The organism is Ruegeria sp. BB1 (assembly GCF_056539465.1).
The window spans coordinates 1,325,223-1,344,165 of the sequence record NZ_JBQFVB010000001.1 but is presented as its reverse complement, the minus strand read 5'-3'; the positions used below and the strand labels follow the sequence as shown (position 1 = coordinate 1,344,165).

Here is an 18,943-nt window from a genome sequence, read left to right as displayed (position 1 = left end):
TTACAGTTTTCCATAACTTTGTTGCCAAAGGTTTGCAAATTTGCCGAAATGTACTTTGGCAACGGCATCCGTGCGTATAGTGTTCGCCTAAATTTCACAGGGAATTAGCGCCATGAAAGACATCCTGACTGAGCTTGAAGACCGCCGCAACGACGCCCGTCTTGGGGGTGGGCAAAAGCGTATCGACGCGCAGCACGGCCGCGGTAAGTTGACAGCACGCGAGCGGATCGAACTGTTGTTGGATGAAGGCAGTTTCGAAGAGTTCGACATGTTCGTCAACCATCGTTGCACTGACTTTGGGATGGAAAATCAAAAGCCTGCGGGTGATGGTGTGGTCACCGGCTGGGGCACAGTCAATGGCCGCATGGTCTATGTGTTTAGTCAGGACTTCACCGTGTTTGGTGGTTCGCTGTCGGAAACCCATGCGCAGAAGATTTGCAAGATCATGGATATGGCGATCCAAAACGGCGCGCCTGTAATTGGAATCAACGACTCGGGGGGTGCGCGAATCCAAGAAGGCGTGGCTTCGCTGGCCGGTTATGCCGAAGTGTTTCAGCGCAACATCATGGCTTCGGGCGTCGTTCCTCAGATCAGCGTGATCATGGGGCCATGTGCGGGCGGTGCGGTTTACAGCCCGGCGATGACCGACTTTATCTTTATGGTCAAAGACACGTCGTACATGTTTGTGACCGGCCCCGATGTGGTGAAAACCGTGACAAACGAAGTTGTCACGGCAGAGGAACTGGGTGGTGCGTCGACCCACACCAAGAAGTCCTCGGTCGCTGATGGCGCGTTTGAAAACGACGTCGAAGCACTGGCCGAGGTGCGCCGTCTGGTCGATTTCCTGCCGCTGAACAACCAAGAGAAACCGCCCGTTCGTCCGTTCTTTGACAGCCCCGAACGGGTTGAAACCTCGCTGGATACTCTGATCCCAGACAATCCCAACACGCCCTACGACATGAAAGAGCTGATCACCAAGGTGGCGGATGAGGGCGATTTCTACGAAATTCAGGAAGATTACGCCAAGAACATCATCACCGGTTTCATCCGGCTGGAAGGACAGACTGTGGGTGTCGTGGCGAACCAGCCGATGGTTCTGGCCGGATGTCTGGACATTGACAGCTCGCGCAAGGCAGCACGGTTCGTGCGGTTCTGCGACTGTTTCGAAATCCCGATCCTGACGCTGGTGGACGTGCCCGGATTCCTGCCGGGGACGTCGCAGGAATATGGCGGGGTGATCAAGCACGGCGCCAAGCTGTTGTTTGCCTATGGTGAAGCGACGGTTCCAAAGGTCACCGTGATTACTCGCAAAGCCTATGGTGGCGCCTATGACGTTATGGCCTCCAAGCACCTGCGCGGCGATTTCAACTATGCTTGGCCCACAGCTGAAATCGCGGTGATGGGTGCCAAGGGCGCGACTGAGATCATCCACCGTGCCGATCTGGGCGATGCCGAAAAGATCGCGCAGCACACGCAGGACTACGAAGATCGCTTTGCCAACCCCTTTGTTGCGGCTGAGCGCGGTTTCATCGACGAGGTGATCATGCCGCAATCCACCCGCCGCCGAGTGTCGCGCGCGTTTGCCAGCTTGCGCAACAAGCAGCTGAAAAACCCGTGGAAAAAGCACGACAACATTCCGCTGTAACGGACTGCGCTGAATGACCTGCCCTTTGCAGAATGCTCCTTGGGCGGGTCATGGCAAGGGTAACTGTCGGTACGTTTGACTTTGAGGCCAAAGCTGCTAGATGAGACGTCTTACCAGATACATACACGCGCGGGCCGAAAGCCATGCGCGCGCGATCCCGGAGAGAGGAGCCCACTTGTGGGTCTGGGATCGCGCTTTTGTACTGGCGTTTCTGGCATGGACCTCCCCTGCAATCGCTCAATCCGAAAACCTGTTGCCTGTCCCCTCTGGTCAGCCGGTGCATCTGAGTGATGTGCTGCTGGACAACAACCCGGGCGAGCTGTGGGTCAGGTTCCGTTTTATCGCGCCCAAGATCGGATCGGACGTTGGACGGATCGGGTATGATGTGGCCTCGGTGGACATGGAACATCTGTGCCAAACCCTTGCGGTGGCTTATGTCGCGAAATACGAGCTTAATCCGGCGCGGGTCGTGATATCGCTTTCTGATCGACCCCTTGAATTCGGGCGATCTTCACCTGATGCAACTCAGTATTTTGAAGCCTACCGGTTGGAGCAATCCCAATGTATCTGGGAGGGGCTCTGACCATGAAACCCCGTTTTCACCACGTCCGAGCGTTCCTAGACACCAAAGCGACTTTGGAGGTGCGCGAAATGACCCCGTCTGCAATCGGGTACGAGTTTGTTTCCCCGAATACATCGAACAATGAGGTGCTGGCATGCTAAAGCACCGCGGATTCCCCGGACGTCTGGCCGGAACTGATTTTCAGTTCACCATTCGCCGCGCCAATCCCAAGGGCGTAACCCCGATTGCCCGGCGCGAGCGGTTCCGTGACCGCAAACCCGCCGATCGCCGTGCGGATGCGGCGTTTATGGAAGCGCTGTGGCAGAATTTCGGAGACCAGCCGTTCGAGCGTGGCAACCTGGACGCCGGTCGCCTAAGTTGGTTGTTCGAGCGTGAGGTGATCGCGGCCGAAGATCCGTTCGATCCGGCCAGCTATGATGCGCTGCTGGTGATTGATGTGGACGCGGCGCGCATGTCGTTCCCCGATATCTTCGACGGGATACGCTGATCCGTGCAACCCGCTGTCGCGCATATCCATTCGGGGGAAACTTCGGAAAAAACCCTGCCCAGGATCGGGCAGGGTGGATTTGTGTGCCTAGAAATTCAGCTGGGCCGCGAATTGAACTCGGTCCGAGTCAAATGTCCGGCCTGTAGACGCGTCGTTGCGTTCGCCAAAGAAATATTCGGCGCTGAACGTCAGGTCGTCGGTTGCCTTGTAGAAGGCATTGACGTGGATTGTCTCAAGCTCGGTAAAAGCCAGAGTTCCGGTCGAGGTGGGCAGGTCGTAATCTTCTTCGCCATAGGCAATGCCGACATTCCACTTTTCGCTAATTTGCTGCCGGAATTCGACGGTAAAGCCGTCAACGTCGTTGGCCTCTCCACTGACGATGGCGTCCCCGAAGCCGATCAGATAGGGGCCAAGCGCTTCGCCGTCGACGTAGTTGACCTGAAACAGACCACCTTCCCAGGGACGGATACCAGCCGACAGAGTAAAGCCGGTTTGATCAACTTCGACATCACCGGATTGTGCCCTGCCGTACAAGGCCGAGGCTCGGGCGATGTATTTCCCGTCATTGTATTCCGCCGACGCCGTCAGAACCGGATCGTCGGAATTCGAAGCGCCGACATTTTCTTCAACCGACAGGGCAAAGGTTGCGTTGCCGCCAATCTTATTCGTAAAGCGCACCTGAGGGACACGCGCGAAGGGGATACCAACGGGGCCGTTGAATTCCACAGAGGTCGGGTAGGTATCCAGCGGCTGGAAGTTGGTCCAGTACTGACCGATCAACCAGTGGTCACCGATTGTGATGTTGGCGTGTCTCAGACGCAATTCGGCCGGACCGTCCGTACCGCCGGAGAAAAGATCCAGTTCCAGTTGACCACCGATATCGCCCAACGCACTTGGCGTCGTCGTGCGCAATCCGACCCGAGATTGGCGAACCGTGGCGCCAAAGGTTCCATCCGTGGCAAATTGGGGCTCACCAATCCGCGACGTATCGGCCAAATCGCCAAGTTCAAAATCCGTATCGTAGAAAAAGTCGGCCTTGACGTAGCCATAGAGATCCAAGGTGGTGTTTCCGATCCTCAGGTCTCCGTCTCCGCCCCCAGAGCCGGTATTTGCGGTCTCCAGCGCCTCGACGCGGGCGCGCAGCGCATCCAGTTCAGCCTGGGTTCCGGCATCTTGAGCGAGCGCGAGCGTGCCCGTGACGCTAAGCGCAGAGGCAGCAAGCAAGAGTGCCTTTTTTCTATTTGTAATCATGCAGTTGATTCCTTGTGTGCGAGTGTGCCCACGCAAAGTTTCACGCAAACGTCAGTGGGGGAAATCACGAGAACGGCAAAGAAAGCGCCGTTTTCCTCAAGCAAAATTGTGCAAAGAGTCGATATTTTTCACAGCAAAGTGAACAGATCTGTCAACCATACGTTCGCAAAGACTTTTTCAAATGGGAACAGCGAACTGAGACGTGATGTTGCACATGCAGAAAACTGCCTCGGAAGCGCGAATTGTAACGGAAGTGTGACTGATTCAGAGGATGGCGTTTTCCAGTCGGGACGACCCGGTGTCGGCACGATTTTGCGCGGGAATTCGCCTTATGGGCGAATTCTGGCCGGAAATTTGGGTGGAAACAATACTTTGTTTGCGGCCTCATTTGTGCCGTGCAATGTGATCGGGCCGTGCGGCTCTACTTTGCCTGCGCCGCACAAGCACCTACTATTCCGTACCCCTTCCTTCCGCGGGCAGGTTTGTGAAACCCACAAAATCCTGCCCGCGTTTTTCTTTGCGCACAATGCAGGCTTAATGCGGCATAAATCTGCGCAAAACATCCATTTCCAGCGCTTGTTATTGAATAACAGCGCTTGGTTCCGGCATCTGCGCCCCAATGCATCAAGAAAGCTAAAGGGGCAGAACACATGCGAATCTCAAAATTCTTCCTGGCCGTTGCGACCTGCGCGGGCCTTGCTGCCTGCGGCGACTCATTCGGTGAACAGGCGTTGCTTGGCGGCGGCGCAGGGGCACTGGGTTCGGCGGTCATCGGAGCGGATCCGTTTGTCGGCGCAGCAGTCGGGGCTGCGGGCAACGTGCTGTACTGCAAAACACAGAAGAACTGTTACTAACCAAGAATTCGGGGCGCCCGCCGCTCCGGTTGCCATTGCGCATCACGCCGTCGCAGGGTTTACGCCCTGCGGCGGCGTTTTGCGTTTCCAGAACATCAAGACAAAGGACGTTCCATGTTCAACAAGATCCTGATCGCCAACCGGGGTGAGATCGCCTGCCGGGTCATCAAGACTGCACGCAAGATGGGTATCGGCACAGTTGCCATATACTCGGACGCGGACAGACAAGCGTTGCATGTATCGATGGCGGATGAGGCCGTACACATCGGCCCGCCGCCCGCGAACCAGTCCTATATTGTGATCGACAAGGTGATGGATGCCATCCGCCAGAGCGGGGCGCAGGCGGTGCATCCGGGTTACGGTTTTCTGTCTGAAAACGCCAAATTCGCCGAGGCATTGGATGCCGAAGGCGTGGCTTTTGTGGGTCCCCCGGTTGGTGCGATTGAAAGCATGGGTGACAAGATCACCTCGAAGAAAATCGCGCAGGATGCGGGTGTTTCGACTGTTCCCGGTTATATGGGCCTGATCGAAGACGCGGATGAGGCAGTAAAGATTTCGAACGAAATCGGTTATCCGGTCATGATTAAAGCGAGCGCCGGTGGCGGCGGTAAAGGCATGCGGATCGCGTGGAGCGACGAAGAAGCGCGCGAAGGGTTCCAGTCCTCCAAGAACGAGGCCGCGAATTCGTTTGGCGATGACCGGATTTTCATCGAGAAATTCGTGACCCAGCCGCGCCATATCGAAATTCAGGTGCTGTGCGACAGCCACGGTAACGGGATTTATCTGGGCGAGCGTGAATGTTCGATCCAGCGTCGGAACCAGAAAGTGGTGGAAGAAGCCCCGTCGCCCTTCCTTGACCCTGAAACCCGCAAGGCGATGGGCGAACAAGCTGTCGCTCTGGCCAAGGCTGTGAACTACGCCAGCGCGGGTACGGTGGAATTTATCGTGGATGGCGACAAGAACTTCTACTTCCTTGAAATGAACACACGCCTGCAGGTGGAACACCCAGTGACCGAGTTGATCACCGGTGTCGATCTGGTTGAACAGATGATCCGCGTTGCTGCGGGTGAGCCGTTATCCATCACGCAGGACGACGTGACCCTGACCGGCTGGGCCATCGAAAACCGTCTGTATGCTGAAGACCCGTATCGCAACTTCCTGCCGTCGATTGGCCGTCTGACCCGCTATCGCCCGCCACAGGAAACCGCAGCTGGCCCGATGTTGGACAACGGCAAGTGGCAGGGTGACGCGCCCAATGGTGAGGCCGCCGTGCGCAATGATACCGGCGTCTATGAAGGCGGCGAGATCAGCATGTATTACGACCCGATGATCGCCAAGCTGTGTACCTGGGCTCCGACCCGTGAAGCCGCGATTGAGGCGATGCGTGTAGCGCTGGACAGTTTCGAGGTCGAAGGCATCGGTCACAACCTGCCGTTCCTGTCCGCAGTGATGGATCACCCGAAATTCGTCAGCGGCGATATGACAACGGCCTTCATCGCCGAAGAATATCCCGACGGGTTTGAAGGTGTAATCTTGCCCGAGGCCGACTTGCGTCGCATCGCGGCCTCATGCGCGGCGATGCATCGTGTTGCTGAGATTCGCCGCACCCGTGTTTCGGGCCGCATGGATAATCACGAGCGTAAGGTCGGAACCGATTGGACCGTTACCCTGCAAGGTCAGGATTTCGAACTTGCCATCGAGGCGGATCATGACGGGTCAACGGTTACGTTCACTGACGGTGCGGTGATGCGTGTTGCATCAGATTGGACACCGGGCGATCAGCTTGCGTTGCTAGACGTAGACGGCGCTCCGCTTGTTCTGAAGGTCGGCAAAATCTCTGGCGGCTTCCGTATTCGCAATCGAGGTGCTGACCTGAAAGTTCATGTCCGTACACCGCGTCAGGCAGAACTGGCCAAACTGATGCCCGAGAAGTTGCCACCTGATACCTCGAAAATGCTGCTGTGCCCGATGCCAGGACTGATCGTGAAGATCGACGTCGAAATAGGTCAGGAGGTTCAGGAAGGTCAGGCGCTTTGTACGGTCGAGGCGATGAAGATGGAAAACATCCTGCGCGCCGAGAAGAAAGGCGTGGTAGCCAAGATCAACGCAGGCCCCGGCGACAGTCTGGCCGTGGACGACGTGATCATCGAGTTCGAGTGATCATGTCCGCGCGTTCGTCATATATCCAAATGGTCCCGGCGTTTTGCGCCGGGTGCTTTGGGCGTGGCGAATGCGTTCAGCCGCCCTGGCGCCGCTCGCGAATCTCGCGTTCGCGCAGGGGGGTTTTGTCGATGGACCGGCCGATTTCACGCACGCTCCATGGGGACGGTTTGCGCAGTTTGACCACGCCGTCCTTGTCTACGAATACCATTTGGAACCCGCGAGGCCGCAGCTGCGACCGGATCGGAGACCGCGCCGAAGGGTCGGTGTCGGTCAGCACGACCACATCACGGTCGCGCATCGCTGCCTCGCCTTCGGTCAGCATATCGATCTGTTGCTGGAACCGCGGGTCGGCTGGCGTGTCGGCAAAAACGACGATGGGCCGTTTGACCCAAAGAAACTCACTGAGATCGCTGTCACCAGTAGGGCGAACAAATTCGTCTTCCACCGGTGCGGACCCGTCGGCAGCCAAGGCGGCCAGCGGGAATAGTGCCGAGAAAACAAGGGCAAGCGTTCGTATCATGGGGCCTCCTGTTGAATTGAATATAGCCCCTGCGTCGGTGAATGCGACCGGCGAATTGCATCAAAGGTTCAAAATTTTGCGTAAAGCGCTGTCTGAACCAACCCGTCCGAACACCACAACGCGCAGGCCAGGCCCCAGCGCGACCCGAATTGAAAAAAGGATATCGCTATGACCGATACGAAAGACTGGCGCGCGCTAGCCGAAAAAGAGCTGCGCGGGCGTCCGTTGGAGGACCTGACGAAAGAGACGTTGGAAGGCATCGACGTCAAACCGCTCTATACGCAGGAGGACACTGCAAATCTTCCGCATATGGGATCGTTGCCCGGTTTCGGTCCGTTTACGCGCGGGGTGAAGGCGACGATGTATGCGGGGCGGCCGTGGACAATTCGCCAGTATGCCGGGTTTTCGACGGCCGAGGAATCGAACGCTTTTTACCGCCGCAATCTGGCTGCGGGCCAACAGGGCGTCTCGGTTGCTTTCGATCTGGCGACGCATCGGGGCTATGACAGTGACCACCCGCGCGTGGTTGGTGATGTCGGCAAGGCTGGTGTGGCCATCGACAGCGTTGAAGATATGAAAATCCTGTTCGATGGCATCCCGTTGGACAAGGTCTCGGTTTCGATGACGATGAACGGTGCGGTGATCCCCATCCTTGCCAGCTTTATCGTGGCGGGCGAAGAGCAGGGGCACGACAAATCCGTCCTGTCGGGCACCATTCAGAACGACATTCTGAAAGAGTTCATGGTGCGCAACACATATATTTATCCGCCCGATCCTTCGATGAAGATCATCTCGGATATTATTGAATTCACGTCGAATGAGATGCCCAAATTCAATTCGATCTCGATCTCCGGCTATCACATGCAGGAAGCCGGAGCGAACTTGGTGCAGGAGCTGGCCTATACTTTGGCGGACGGGCGTGAATACGTACGCGCCGCAACGCAGGCCGGGATGGATGTGGACAAATTTGCTGGACGCCTGTCGTTTTTCTTTGCCATAGGCATGAACTTCTTCATGGAGATTGCCAAACTGCGTGCCGCACGCACCTTGTGGCACCGGGTTATGACCGAGTTCGGAGCAAAATCCGAGCGGTCGAAGATGCTGCGCACCCACTGCCAGACTTCTGGTGTGTCGCTTCAAGAGCAGGACCCTTACAACAACGTGATCCGCACCGCCTATGAGGCGATGAGTGCGGTTCTGGGCGGTACCCAATCGCTGCATACCAACGCGCTGGACGAGGCGATTGCGCTGCCCACCGATTTCTCGGCACGCATAGCGCGGAATACTCAGTTGGTACTGCAGGAAGAAACCGGCGTGATCGATGTGGTCGATCCGCTTGCCGGGTCCTACTACATCGAAAGCCTGACCAATGAACTGGTCGAAAAGGCCTGGGCATTGATGGAAGAAGTCGAGGAAATGGGCGGTATGACCAAGGCCGTAGCCTCGGGTATGCCGAAACTGCGGATCGAAGAAAGCGCCGCCCGTCGTCAGGCGATGATCGACCGGGGTGACGAGGTTATCGTCGGGGTCAACAAATACCGCAAGGAACAGGAAGACCCGATCGACATCCTGGACGTCGACAATGTCGCCGTGCGTGAGGCTCAGGTGGCACGTCTGGAACGCATTCGCGCCACTCGCGACGAAGCTGCGTGCCAACAAGCGCTGGACGCACTGACCAAGACCGCCCGCGAGGGTGGCAACCTGCTGGCTGCTGCGGTCGAGGCCGCCCGCGCCCGCGCATCCGTAGGAGAGATCAGCATGGCAATGGAGAAAGAATTCGGCCGCCACCGCGCCGAGGTGAAGACTTTGGCCGGTGTCTACGGCGCGGCTTACGAAGGTGATGAGGGCTTTGCTGCGATCCAGAAATCCATTGAGGAGTTCGCCGAAGCCGAAGGCCGTCGCCCCCGTTTACTGGTGGTCAAGATGGGGCAGGACGGGCATGACAGAGGTGCCAAAGTCATCGCCACAGCCTTTGCCGATATCGGGTTTGACGTGGACGTTGGCCCGTTGTTCCAAACACCTGCCGAAGCTGCGCAAGACGCAGTTGATAACGATGTGCATGTGGTTGGCATTTCCTCGCAAGCCGCGGGGCACAAGACACTGGCGCCGCAACTGGTTGAGGAACTCAAGAAAGCCGGGGCAGAGGACATCATTGTGATCTGTGGCGGCGTGATCCCGCAGCAGGATTATCAGTTCCTTTATGACCATGGTGTTAAGGCGATCTTTGGTCCGGGAACCAATATCCCCGAGGCCGCGCAGGATATCCTGCGTCTGATCCGAGAAGCAAAAGGCTGAGGCCAGCCAAGATTTTTCGCCGAAAAATCTTGTGATTCACCGCCGTTGGCGAAAACATGCGACCAGATCCATCGGGATCTGGTCGTTTTTTGTTGGAGGCAGCGCACGTGTTACTGGATCATTTGGCCGTTGCGGGCGAAACATTGGAAGAAGCCTCGGCCCATATCGAACAGGCATTGGGAGTGCCACTGCAGGCGGGCGGTAAACATGATGCTTTCGGCACGCACAACCGGTTACTGGGTTTGCGGGATGAGCTTTATCTCGAGGCCATCGCGATTGATCCGCAGGCACCAAAACTAAAGCGCACACGGTGGTTCGATCTGGATCGATTTTCTGGCCAGCCGCGCCTAACAAACTGGATATGCCGGGTCTCAGATATCCAGGCCGCACTGTCCATATTCCCAGATGGCGTAGGCCAACCAATTGACCTGACCCGAGGCGCGCTGAGGTGGCAAATGGCGGTCCCGCCCAACGGGCGGCTGCCATTCGACAATCTGTTTCCTGCGCTCATTCAATGGCACGGCGATCTACACCCGGCGCGTATGTTGCAAGGCAGTGGATGCCGCCTGAGACGTTTGGTGGTTTTTCATCCTGACGCTTTGGATCTGGCGCGGTTGCTGGGTAATCTGGAAACCGTGGTGTTCGATACCGGTCCGGCCGCCTTGCGGGCCGAGTTCGAAACCCCGCATGGCCCCCGCGTGCTGGAATGAAAATACGGCGCGCAAAGGTCGCGGACGCCGCCTCAATCGCGGAAATCACCAACACGATCATCCGCGATACGCTTGTGACCTTCACCACGGATGAGCGCAGCGTCGAAAGCATCGCCAAGGAAATCGTTTCTCGTGGGGACGGCTATTGGGTTGCGGGAAAAGGCAAGCAAGTTGTGGGTTTTGCCACCTACGGCCCATACCGCTCCGGGCCAGGTTACGCGCAGTGCCGCGAGCTTACGATCCAATTGGCACCTGATGCGCGGGGGCAGGGGGGTGGGAGGGCATTGATGGCGGCGCTTGAGACCGCCGCCCGGGTGGAAGGTGTGCATGTGCTGGTGGCCGGGATCTCCTCGGCGAATCCTGGGGCGGTCGCATTCCACGCGGCGCTGGGGTTTAAGCAAGTCGGGCACATGCCAGAGGTTGGATTCAAATGGGGCAAACGGTTGGATCTTGTGCTGATGCAGAAAATTATTTCCTCTGACCCACCTGTCGTACCTGACAGTCGCGATTTCGGACGCTAGGGTGCGCCCATGTCGATCTGGACCCGCATATCCGATGCGCTAAGTGCGCTTGCCCAGGGTGAAAGCCTTACGGACGTATTTGAAAAACTGCGCACGCCACCGGAACGCTCGGTTGCGTTTGCAATTGCCGTGATCGCGCTGGGTGCGAAGATGGCAAAGGCTGACGGGCAGGTGACGCGGGATGAGGTCACCGCCTTTCGCGATGTCTTCCAGATTGCCCGCGATGATGAGGCCGGTGCCGCACGTGTTTTCGACATGGCCCGGACGGACGTTGCCGGTTATCAGGACTATGCCCGCAAGATTGCCCGTATGTTTGCCGATGACAGCACCACGCTGTGCGACCTGATGGAGGGGCTGTTTCACATCGCCATGGCCGACGGGTTCTATCACCCAAACGAGAACGAATTTCTGGAACAGGTCAGCCGCATTTTCGGTCAGACCGACGCGCAGTTCATGGCCTTGCGCGCGCGGTTTGTGCCTGACGCACCCAATGACCCTTATACCGTGTTGGGAGTGCCGCACGACATGCCGCTGCCTGAAATCCGCAAGATTTGGCGGCAACTTGTTCGTGATACCCATCCCGACGCGATGATGGCCCGCGGCGTGCCCGAGGAAGCCATCCGTCTGGCCGAGAAAAAGATGATCGACATCAACCGCGCCTGGGACGAGATCAACGGCGCACAGGCGTAGGCGAATGCGGTTGGCGACCTACAATATTGAATGGTTCGCCAACCTGTTCGACCGCAATGATAATTTGGTCGTCAATGATCGCTGGTCCGGTCGTCACAACGTCACCAAAGCGCAGCAGGTCGAGGCCATCGCCAAGGTTCTGACGGCAATTGACGCGGATGCAGTTTTGATCGTCGAAGCCCCCAATTCCGGGAAATCGCAGGACACCATCCGTGCTTTGCAGAATTTTGCCGAGGCGTTTGATCTGCGCACCACACACGCGGTGATGGGGTTTCCCAACGATACCCATCAAGAGCTGGCGCTGCTTTACGATCAGAATGTGCTGCAAGCGCGGCACGACCCGGTTGCGGGCAACGATGCGGCCCCCAGGTTCGACGACGTGTTCCATATCGACCTCGATATCGATGCGACCGAGGATCTTGTGCGTTTTTCCAAACCCCCGATGGAACTGGCGGTGCAGATCCGATCCGGCGCGCAGCTTCGCCTGATCGGGGCGCATCTGAAATCCAAGGCCCCGCACGGGGCGGGATCGCGGGATGAGGCGATCCGCATCTCGATCGCGAATCGCCGCAAGCAACTGGCGCAGGCCGTGTGGCTGTCTCGGCGTGTCAAAGCGCATGTCGAGGCCGAGGAACAGGTCATCCTGCTGGGCGATTTGAACGATGGGCCGGGGCTGGATGAGTTTGAACACCTGTTTGGCCGATCCTCGGTCGAAATTCTGCTGCAGGCCGGATTGTTTGACCCGCATGCCGCGGGGACGGACGCAGAGCCGTCAACCGCCCGGTTTGCCCGCGAGGGTGGGCGGTATCTTGAGGCGCTGCTGGACTACATCATGGTCAGTGAAAACCTGCGCGCCAAACGTCCGGCGTGGCGTATCTGGCACCCTTTCAAAGACGCAGGCCTTCGTGCGTCAGAGGACTTGCATCAGGCCTTGTTGACCGCGTCCGACCACTTCCCCGTTACTCTGGATATCGCGTTGTGACCTTTTATCGACGGAAGGCTCTGCTTATATTCTTTGACATGAAACATCTCATTGCGATCTGCGCGTTATCGGTCGCGCTGGCCTTGCCCGCACAGGCCGAGGAAGATACCGGCAAATCCTTGATGGAGCAGGGGGCCGAGCTGTTTTTTGAAGGTTTGCGCAAGGAAATGGAACCCGCGCTGGAAGACTTGCAGGGGCTGGTCAGCCAATTTGGCCCGGCAATGCAGTCATTCTTTGAAGAGATGGGCCCAGCCCTGGCCGAACTGGCGGGTGAGATCGAGGACTGGAGCGCCTATGAAGCGCCTGAGATATTGCCCAATGGGGATATCATCATCCGCAAAAAGCCTGAGGATCAACCAGAAGAGCCCGAGCAAATCGAAGAAGAAGCTGACGGAGCGACGGAAATCTAACCTCGGATAGTGACGTGAACCTCTGACTTTAGGGCATTCGCCAAGGAATTCAGGCGCGCTTCGGCCACCTCACTGAACAATGGCTCTGCGGCTTTGGGCAGCCGCAGTTCAAGCTGACGCTTTTTGGGATAGAATCGCAGCGTGCCCATTTTGACATCGTGGTGCATCCACAGCATGGCGCCAAAGCGCATGGCCTTGCCCAGAATTTCAGCCTGTTTCTGATCTTTCTCGTCCAGCAGTTTGTAAAGCGGCTCGAACCGGTTGCCCTCGCGTTTATTGCGATAACGGTGTTGCAGCGCAAGGCCGATAAAAACCCGTTCAGAATGTTTCAATCCGCCCAGATTGGCGCGGGTGACATTGTCGAAACAAATCTCGGCCCGGTAATCGGGATGGGCGCGCCAGCTGACGTCGTGCAGCAGGCAGGCAGCCTTGATCAGGCGCACGCGTGCCTCTGGAGCGGATTTGAACAACGGCATGACAAAATCAAACAGGTGTTTGCCAAATCCGGGCAGACGGGCATCTTTGGCTTCGGAGAAGTAGCTGGCTTCGATCAACGGGTCACGGTCGCGCAGAATCTGCGGCATTTGTTCGTACAGCAACCCTTCGCGGATGCCATAGCTTGAGATCGCGATGTCCTTTGGTTTGAAAGTGCGGATCAGCCGCGCCAGAACGTCCATCGCATAGGGGATCAGCGCCATGCGGGAACTAGACACGCCCGCCTGACTGCGCAGCTGATCCGGATCACCTTTTTCGATGAACTTTATGGTCTCACGGACCTGCTTTGTGGTCATGCGGTATTCATGCAGCACGTTCAGCGGATAACCCCGGCGCAGCATGTCCAGACGTGCAAAAGCACGCCAGCTGCCGCCCACCAAAAACAGGCGATCCCGCTGCGGCCCCAGCTGATCCCGCAGTTCTTCCATGGTGGCCTTGATATGGGCCTTGCGCGCGCGCCGCCCGCCCTTGATATCGCGTAGTTTCAATGGCCCCAGGGCCGAGGTCAGACGGCGCCCGACTTGACCGTCGCCAATCTCGGCCAGTTCCATGGATGAACCGCCAATGTCGCAGATCAGGCCATAAGCCCCGGGCCAGCCCAGCAACACACCCTGCGCGGACAAGCGCGCCTCTTCGCCGCCGTCTATGACCTGAACGGTCAGACCGGTTTCCGAATGAACCTGATTGCAAAAATCCGGTCCATCCTTGGCTTCGCGCACTGCAGCGGTTGCCACGACATGCAGGCCCGGTAGGTCCAGATCATTGGCCAATTGCTGAAACCGGCGCAAAGCGGACAGCGCACGCTTGCGCCCGCGCGGGTTAAGGAACCCGGATTCCGACAGGCCCGCACCCAGCTCGCACATTATCTTTTCATTGTAGAAATAAGCCGGGGATCGCGCGGCCCCGTCAAAGATTACCATCCGGACCGAGTTCGATCCAACGTCGACCACGCCCACCCGCGACAGGGCGCGGGCCTCGGGGTTGTCGAACAAGGGCTTGCCGAACGATCCCCAGTCCGGGATTTTGGCTTCTGCAATCTGATCCATGTCTATTCCAGATATTCGGGTGGCAGAATGCGAAATCGCAGTGTGCGGGTCAATTGTCGGATGCGACATCTGTCATGTCCGCGTTTAGCACCCGGATCGCAAGAGCGCGGGTGATTTCCCGCTTTTCCGACAAAGCCAGATGATCCAACCGGGCTACGACCTCGGCTGCGGTCTTGAACCGCCGATCCATGTGCTTGACGAGATAGGCAATCACGTCTGGTCCGGGATTCAGTTGGCGGTCGACAAACAGCTTGGCCAGAACGGCCCCCAAAAGGGCATCGTCCGGTGGGTCCAGCGCCACGTGATGCGCCCCTTCGATCCGGCTTTGCAGATCGGGCAGTGGCAGTTCCCACAGCTTTGGCGCCAACCGCCCGGTCATCAACAACGCATGGCCTTCTGCCAGCACCAAGTTGTGCAGGTGAAACAGGGTTTTCTGCTGATCGAGGTCGCCTGCGACCATCGGAATATCTTCGACCGCTATCGGAGTGCTGGCCAAGGCGGGCACGTCTTCGTACCGCACATCGCGGGCCTGAATGATCCGCCCGCCGGTTTCGGCAGCCCAGACATGGGCCAGATGCGTTTTGCCAGACCCGGCAGGGCCGCTGAGGACCAGCTTGTTGCCGGGCCACGACGTCGCCGAGATCATCGCAACGGCCAGCGCATTGGCGGGCGAGACAAAAAAATCTCCGCGGCCCAGTGCGGTTTTGGCCGGTAGATCAAAGCTGAGTTGTTGGGCCATTTATTCGTCTTCCTGCTTCAACCCGTCGAGGCCGGTATACAGGCGGCTGTCCAGATAGATTGAGGTCAGGAACCGGGCGACCACGCCCAGCGCTGCGGCAACCGGAACAGCAACCAGCATACCCACAAAGCCGAACAGCGCGCCAAAGACGGACAGGGCCAGCAGCAGCCAGACAGGGTGCAACCCGACCGAGCTGCCAACCAGCTTGGGCGTCAGGAAATTGCCCTCGGTCACCTGTCCCAGCGCGAAGATGCCTGCCACCAGGCCGATATGAAGCCAATCGCCCCAGAACTGAAACAGCGCAAGGCCGATAGCCAACGTGCCGCCAATCAGGGCACCCAGATAGGGGATGAATGTCACGAGCCCTGCGATGAAGCCCACGATCAGGCCGAATTGCAGACCAACGATCATCAGCGCAACGGCGTAGTAGGTGCCCAGGATCAGACAGACGGTTCCCATGCCGCGGACGAATGAGGCAAGAACATCGTCAATCTCACCCGCCAGCCGCTTGATCGTTGGGGCGTGGTCACGAGGTAGCAGCTCTCCTATGCGGGCTATCATACGATCCCAATCTAACAACAGATACACGGCGACCACCGGCACGATGACAAGCAGAACCACCACGTTGATGGCTGATCCCAGCGAAGCGGCGACGGATTGCAGAACGTCTCCAGTTTTGGATTGCAACGTCTCGCCCAGCGACACAAGGAATTGGTGAGAGCTGGATTCGGTATCCAGCAGGGATGGGAATTGTTTTTCGATGAAGCCGCGCAGTTCTTTAAGCAGACTGGGCATAACTTCGACCAGATCGATCAACTGGGTAATCAGCGCGGGCACCACCATCAGCACCATCAGCACAAATCCCAGAACGCCGACAATGGTGATGATCCCAGTTGCGGCCATTCGCGACAGCCCCATGTTTTCCAGCCGGTCTGCAATTGGATCAAGGAAGTAAGCGATTGCTCCGCCAATCACAAAGGGCAAAAGAACGTCGCCAAGTGCCCACAATAGAAGCACAAAAACTACAGCTGCTATGCCCCAGTACCTGAGCTGATCCTTCACCGGCAAAGCCATGGCTGTCCCCTTGTTTTCGGCTCTTGCCAGTGTTCTTGGCGCATGAAGCCCCATGATGCAAGCGCTTCATCGCCCGTACAATTCCCGGGCGCTAATCGCTGAGCGTGCCCAGTTCAGGCGTGGCGTCATGGGCGGCCTCGTCCGGCCAGTTGGTGCGCCAGATTTCCGCAGACCAATGGCCGCAATGTACCGCAGGCCGATCAAAGCCGGGCAGGGGGTCGACCAGAGGTGAAACCACCACGTCATGGCGGGGCACGGCAAAATAAGGAAACGAGTAACGTTCCTGTCCCGAGCGATTCACCACCCGATGCGGCGTAGATTTCAGCCTCCCGCCGGACCATAGTTCCAGCATGTCTCCGATATTGACGACAAATCCTCCCGGCGGGCAATCAGGGCTGATCCAGCCGCCGTTGCGGGTTTGCACTTCAAGCCCGCCGACGGGATCAGGGGCGATGATGGTCAGGGCATCGGTGTCCTTGTGGGGATGAATGCCATAGCCGCCCTCATCGGGGGCTTGAGGCGGATAGTGCAGCAGAGTCATGTTGGTCATGGGATCGCGGAAAGCGTCCCGCAATTGGCGCGCGGGCAGGCCCAGTCCTGTTTCCAACGCACCCAGCAAGGCATCTGCAACGCGGTCGAGTTGGGACCAGTAGTCAAGGATCATTCCGCGAGCGTCTGGCACCTGTGACGGCCAGACATTCGGGCCGTACAAGGCACAATCGTTGCGGATCGGCGCATCGCTGGCGACCTCATGGTGCAACTTGTAGCCTTCGTATTTGTCCGCCTTGCCAGACCCGTCATTTGGGGTGAAGAACCCCAGCGGGATGAACCCGCGATAATTGTCGCGGGTGATGGCCTGATCCCACTTGGCACCTTCTTCAACGTCAAAGATGGCCTGCACACAGGCGCGCATGTTTTGAACCGTGTCAGTGGGTATGTCGGTTCCGGTGATCGACAAAAAACCGATGTCAGTGCAGGCGCTGATGACCTGCTGAACGGTCTGCTCATAATCCGCATGGGACGCATTAAACAGCGGGGCGATGTCTATAGTGGGAATGCCACCCATCAGTGAACCCTGACGCCTTGGCGGTCAAGTTCAGCATGAACCGGGGCTAGGTTCAGCCCATGCAAGTCCTGATTGCTCTTCAGAGACAGGGCGGCTGCAATCCCGGCACCCTGACCCATGACCGCACAGCAGGACATATTGCGGGTGGCGGCATGGGCCACCTTGTCCGCCCCGTGCGACCGGCCTGCAACCAGCAGACCCTTAACGCCTTTCGGCAGCATCGAACGGTAGGGCACATGCATATACCGGCCCGTGGTCGGCAGGATCAGGATGCCATAGCCGTCGATGAATTCAGGGTAGATGCCGATCGTATCCTCGAACCGACCCTGATGCCGGGCGTCGTCCTCGGTCATATTGTAGATCGCATCGATCTTGCGGGTGTCGCGAATGCCGATGGTCATGCCGAAATTCCGCAGACGCGCGTTTTCGCAGCCGGGCATGAAACGGCGCAGCGCCTCGATGGCTAGCATTGACTGTCGACGGCCCTCGATCTCGCCACGGGTCAGGCTATCGGGATCGGTGCCGTCTATCCCGTCCATATGGATCAGGTTCATATAAGTCAGCTCACCCGTATCGTGGACCGCGCCCCAAGTGCCGGCGATGGTGTTCAGATGCGGTGGGATCAGACCCTGTTCGATGGCTTGCTGGAACGGTTTCTTGACGAAGGGTGAGAACATGTCGTCCTCTTTGCCACTGGTTTCAATGTTCCACTCGCCACCGCCGCCCCAGTCCTTATAGGTCTGCGGGTCGGCCTTGACGCCCTCCATAAAGGCGCGCTTGTCGACGCCTGCCAGATGGAACATGACCGAAGCGGCCATCATATCCTCGCGCGCGGTCTTGTAGGTGGGCGCGCCTGCGCGATGGGCTACATCCGCGTCCCCGGTGGCGTCGATCACTACCTTGGCCAAAATCGCCTCACGCCCAGCTTTGGATTCGGTGATGACGCCGGTGATCCGGTCACCATCCATGATTGGAGCAACGAATTGACGGTGCAACATTGGATGCACCCCGGCCTCTTCGACCAGCTTGTCAGCAACCAGTTTGAACCCTTCGCTGTCCAACTCATAGCTGAGCGACTGGCTTTCTGGCACCGCTGCCCCCATGTCCCGGGCGCGGGTTTCAAATTCCAGACCAATGCCGCCTGCTTCGACGGTTTTCTCATGGCGGTACCAAGCAAATCCTTCGACACCCACGGCGGTGATATTGCCACCCATGCAGCCAAAGCGGTCGACCAGAGACACTTCGGCCCCTGCGCGCGCTGCCGCCAAGGCAGCGGCCAGCCCCGCGGGGCCGGAGCCCACAACTAGAACGTCGGTTTTGTGAACGACGGGAATTTGACGGGCGGGTTCCTGAATGGTTTGCATCGGCGCCTCATGGGTTTGCATTTTAGCCACCATTGAAAACCTTGGCTG

At 58.0% G+C, this 18,943-nt stretch carries 18 protein-coding genes; 11 read left to right on the top strand and 7 right to left on the bottom strand.

Annotation, left to right across the window (positions count from 1 at the left end; all coding sequences use genetic code 11):
* The first annotated feature begins 112 nt into the window (after positions 1-112).
* The 3 genes from ACR0AL_RS06710 (at position 113) to ACR0AL_RS06700 (ending at position 2,715) form a co-directional block, all read left to right on the top strand.
* Complete coding sequence (locus ACR0AL_RS06710; RefSeq protein ID WP_170347979.1) at positions 113-1,645, top strand: acyl-CoA carboxylase subunit beta; 1,533 nt, start codon at positions 113-115, stop codon at positions 1,643-1,645.
* 100 nt (positions 1,646-1,745) lie between these two features.
* Complete coding sequence (locus tag ACR0AL_RS06705; RefSeq protein WP_254437370.1) at positions 1,746-2,228, top strand: DUF6497 family protein; 483 nt, start codon at positions 1,746-1,748, stop codon at positions 2,226-2,228.
* Between the two features lie 133 nt (positions 2,229-2,361).
* Positions 2,362-2,715: an alpha-amylase family protein gene (locus ACR0AL_RS06700; protein WP_170347980.1), complete on the top strand. Its 354-nt coding sequence runs from the start codon at positions 2,362-2,364 to the stop codon at positions 2,713-2,715.
* 87 nt (positions 2,716-2,802) lie between these two features.
* Here the strand turns inward: ACR0AL_RS06700 and ACR0AL_RS06695 are convergent, their stop codons facing one another.
* Positions 2,803-3,966 carry a DcaP family trimeric outer membrane transporter gene (locus ACR0AL_RS06695; RefSeq protein WP_170347981.1) on the bottom strand — a complete coding sequence of 388 codons (1,164 nt, stop codon included), beginning with the start codon at positions 3,964-3,966 and terminating at the stop codon, positions 2,803-2,805.
* 650 nt (positions 3,967-4,616) lie between these two features.
* On the opposite strand from ACR0AL_RS06695, the gene ACR0AL_RS06690 reads away from it, so the two are divergent.
* Complete coding sequence (locus tag ACR0AL_RS06690) at positions 4,617-4,820, top strand: hypothetical protein (RefSeq protein WP_170347982.1); 204 nt, start codon at positions 4,617-4,619, stop codon at positions 4,818-4,820.
* 114 nt (positions 4,821-4,934) lie between these two features.
* Positions 4,935-6,980, top strand: a complete 2,046-nt coding sequence (locus ACR0AL_RS06685) for an acetyl-CoA carboxylase biotin carboxylase subunit (protein ID WP_480662383.1) — start codon at positions 4,935-4,937, stop codon at positions 6,978-6,980.
* A gap of 76 nt (positions 6,981-7,056) precedes the next feature.
* On the opposite strand, the gene ACR0AL_RS06680 is transcribed toward ACR0AL_RS06685, so the two are convergent.
* Complete coding sequence (locus ACR0AL_RS06680; RefSeq protein ID WP_170347984.1) at positions 7,057-7,503, bottom strand: DUF4174 domain-containing protein; 447 nt, start codon at positions 7,501-7,503, stop codon at positions 7,057-7,059.
* Positions 7,504-7,671: 168 nt separating this feature from the next.
* On the opposite strand from ACR0AL_RS06680, the gene scpA reads away from it, so the two are divergent.
* The 6 genes from scpA (at position 7,672) to ACR0AL_RS06650 (ending at position 13,111) form a co-directional block, all read left to right on the top strand.
* On the top strand, positions 7,672-9,798 hold the full coding sequence (gene scpA, locus ACR0AL_RS06675; protein ID WP_170347985.1) for a methylmalonyl-CoA mutase: 2,127 nt from the start codon (positions 7,672-7,674) through the stop codon (positions 9,796-9,798).
* A 107-nt stretch (positions 9,799-9,905) separates the two neighbouring features.
* Positions 9,906-10,508 (top strand): VOC family protein, encoded by a 603-nt coding sequence (locus tag ACR0AL_RS06670; protein WP_170347986.1) that lies wholly within the window; start codon positions 9,906-9,908, stop codon positions 10,506-10,508.
* Positions 10,505-11,029, top strand: a complete 525-nt coding sequence (locus tag ACR0AL_RS06665) for a GNAT family N-acetyltransferase (RefSeq protein ID WP_170347987.1) — start codon at positions 10,505-10,507, stop codon at positions 11,027-11,029. The genes ACR0AL_RS06670 and ACR0AL_RS06665 overlap by 4 nt, the downstream gene beginning before the upstream one ends.
* A gap of 9 nt (positions 11,030-11,038) precedes the next feature.
* Complete coding sequence (locus ACR0AL_RS06660) at positions 11,039-11,719, top strand: molecular chaperone DjiA (RefSeq protein WP_170347988.1); 681 nt, start codon at positions 11,039-11,041, stop codon at positions 11,717-11,719.
* A 4-nt stretch (positions 11,720-11,723) separates the two neighbouring features.
* Positions 11,724-12,701 (top strand): endonuclease/exonuclease/phosphatase family protein, encoded by a 978-nt coding sequence (locus ACR0AL_RS06655; protein ID WP_480662381.1) that lies wholly within the window; start codon positions 11,724-11,726, stop codon positions 12,699-12,701.
* A gap of 38 nt (positions 12,702-12,739) precedes the next feature.
* Positions 12,740-13,111: a hypothetical protein gene (locus ACR0AL_RS06650; protein ID WP_170347990.1), complete on the top strand. Its 372-nt coding sequence runs from the start codon at positions 12,740-12,742 to the stop codon at positions 13,109-13,111.
* On the opposite strand, the gene ACR0AL_RS06645 is transcribed toward ACR0AL_RS06650, so the two are convergent.
* The 5 genes from ACR0AL_RS06645 to ACR0AL_RS06625 form a co-directional block, all read right to left on the bottom strand.
* The gene (locus ACR0AL_RS06645) at positions 13,108-14,652 is read right to left on the bottom strand and encodes a Ppx/GppA family phosphatase (protein ID WP_170347991.1); all 1,545 of its coding nucleotides are present in this window, start codon (positions 14,650-14,652) and stop codon (positions 13,108-13,110) included. The genes ACR0AL_RS06650 and ACR0AL_RS06645 overlap by 4 nt on opposite strands.
* A gap of 49 nt (positions 14,653-14,701) precedes the next feature.
* Positions 14,702-15,391 carry an HdaA/DnaA family protein gene (locus tag ACR0AL_RS06640; protein WP_170347992.1) on the bottom strand — a complete coding sequence of 230 codons (690 nt, stop codon included), beginning with the start codon at positions 15,389-15,391 and terminating at the stop codon, positions 14,702-14,704.
* Complete coding sequence (locus ACR0AL_RS06635) at positions 15,392-16,465, bottom strand: AI-2E family transporter (protein WP_170347993.1); 1,074 nt, start codon at positions 16,463-16,465, stop codon at positions 15,392-15,394.
* 91 nt (positions 16,466-16,556) lie between these two features.
* Positions 16,557-17,531, bottom strand: a complete 975-nt coding sequence (locus tag ACR0AL_RS06630) for an isopenicillin N synthase family dioxygenase (protein WP_170347994.1) — start codon at positions 17,529-17,531, stop codon at positions 16,557-16,559.
* Entirely contained in the window at positions 17,531-18,895 is a 1,365-nt protein-coding gene (locus tag ACR0AL_RS06625; protein ID WP_170349345.1) for an FAD-dependent oxidoreductase, read from the bottom strand. Before ACR0AL_RS06625 ends, ACR0AL_RS06630 begins: the two co-directional genes overlap by 1 nt.
* Positions 18,896-18,943 lie beyond the last annotated feature (48 nt).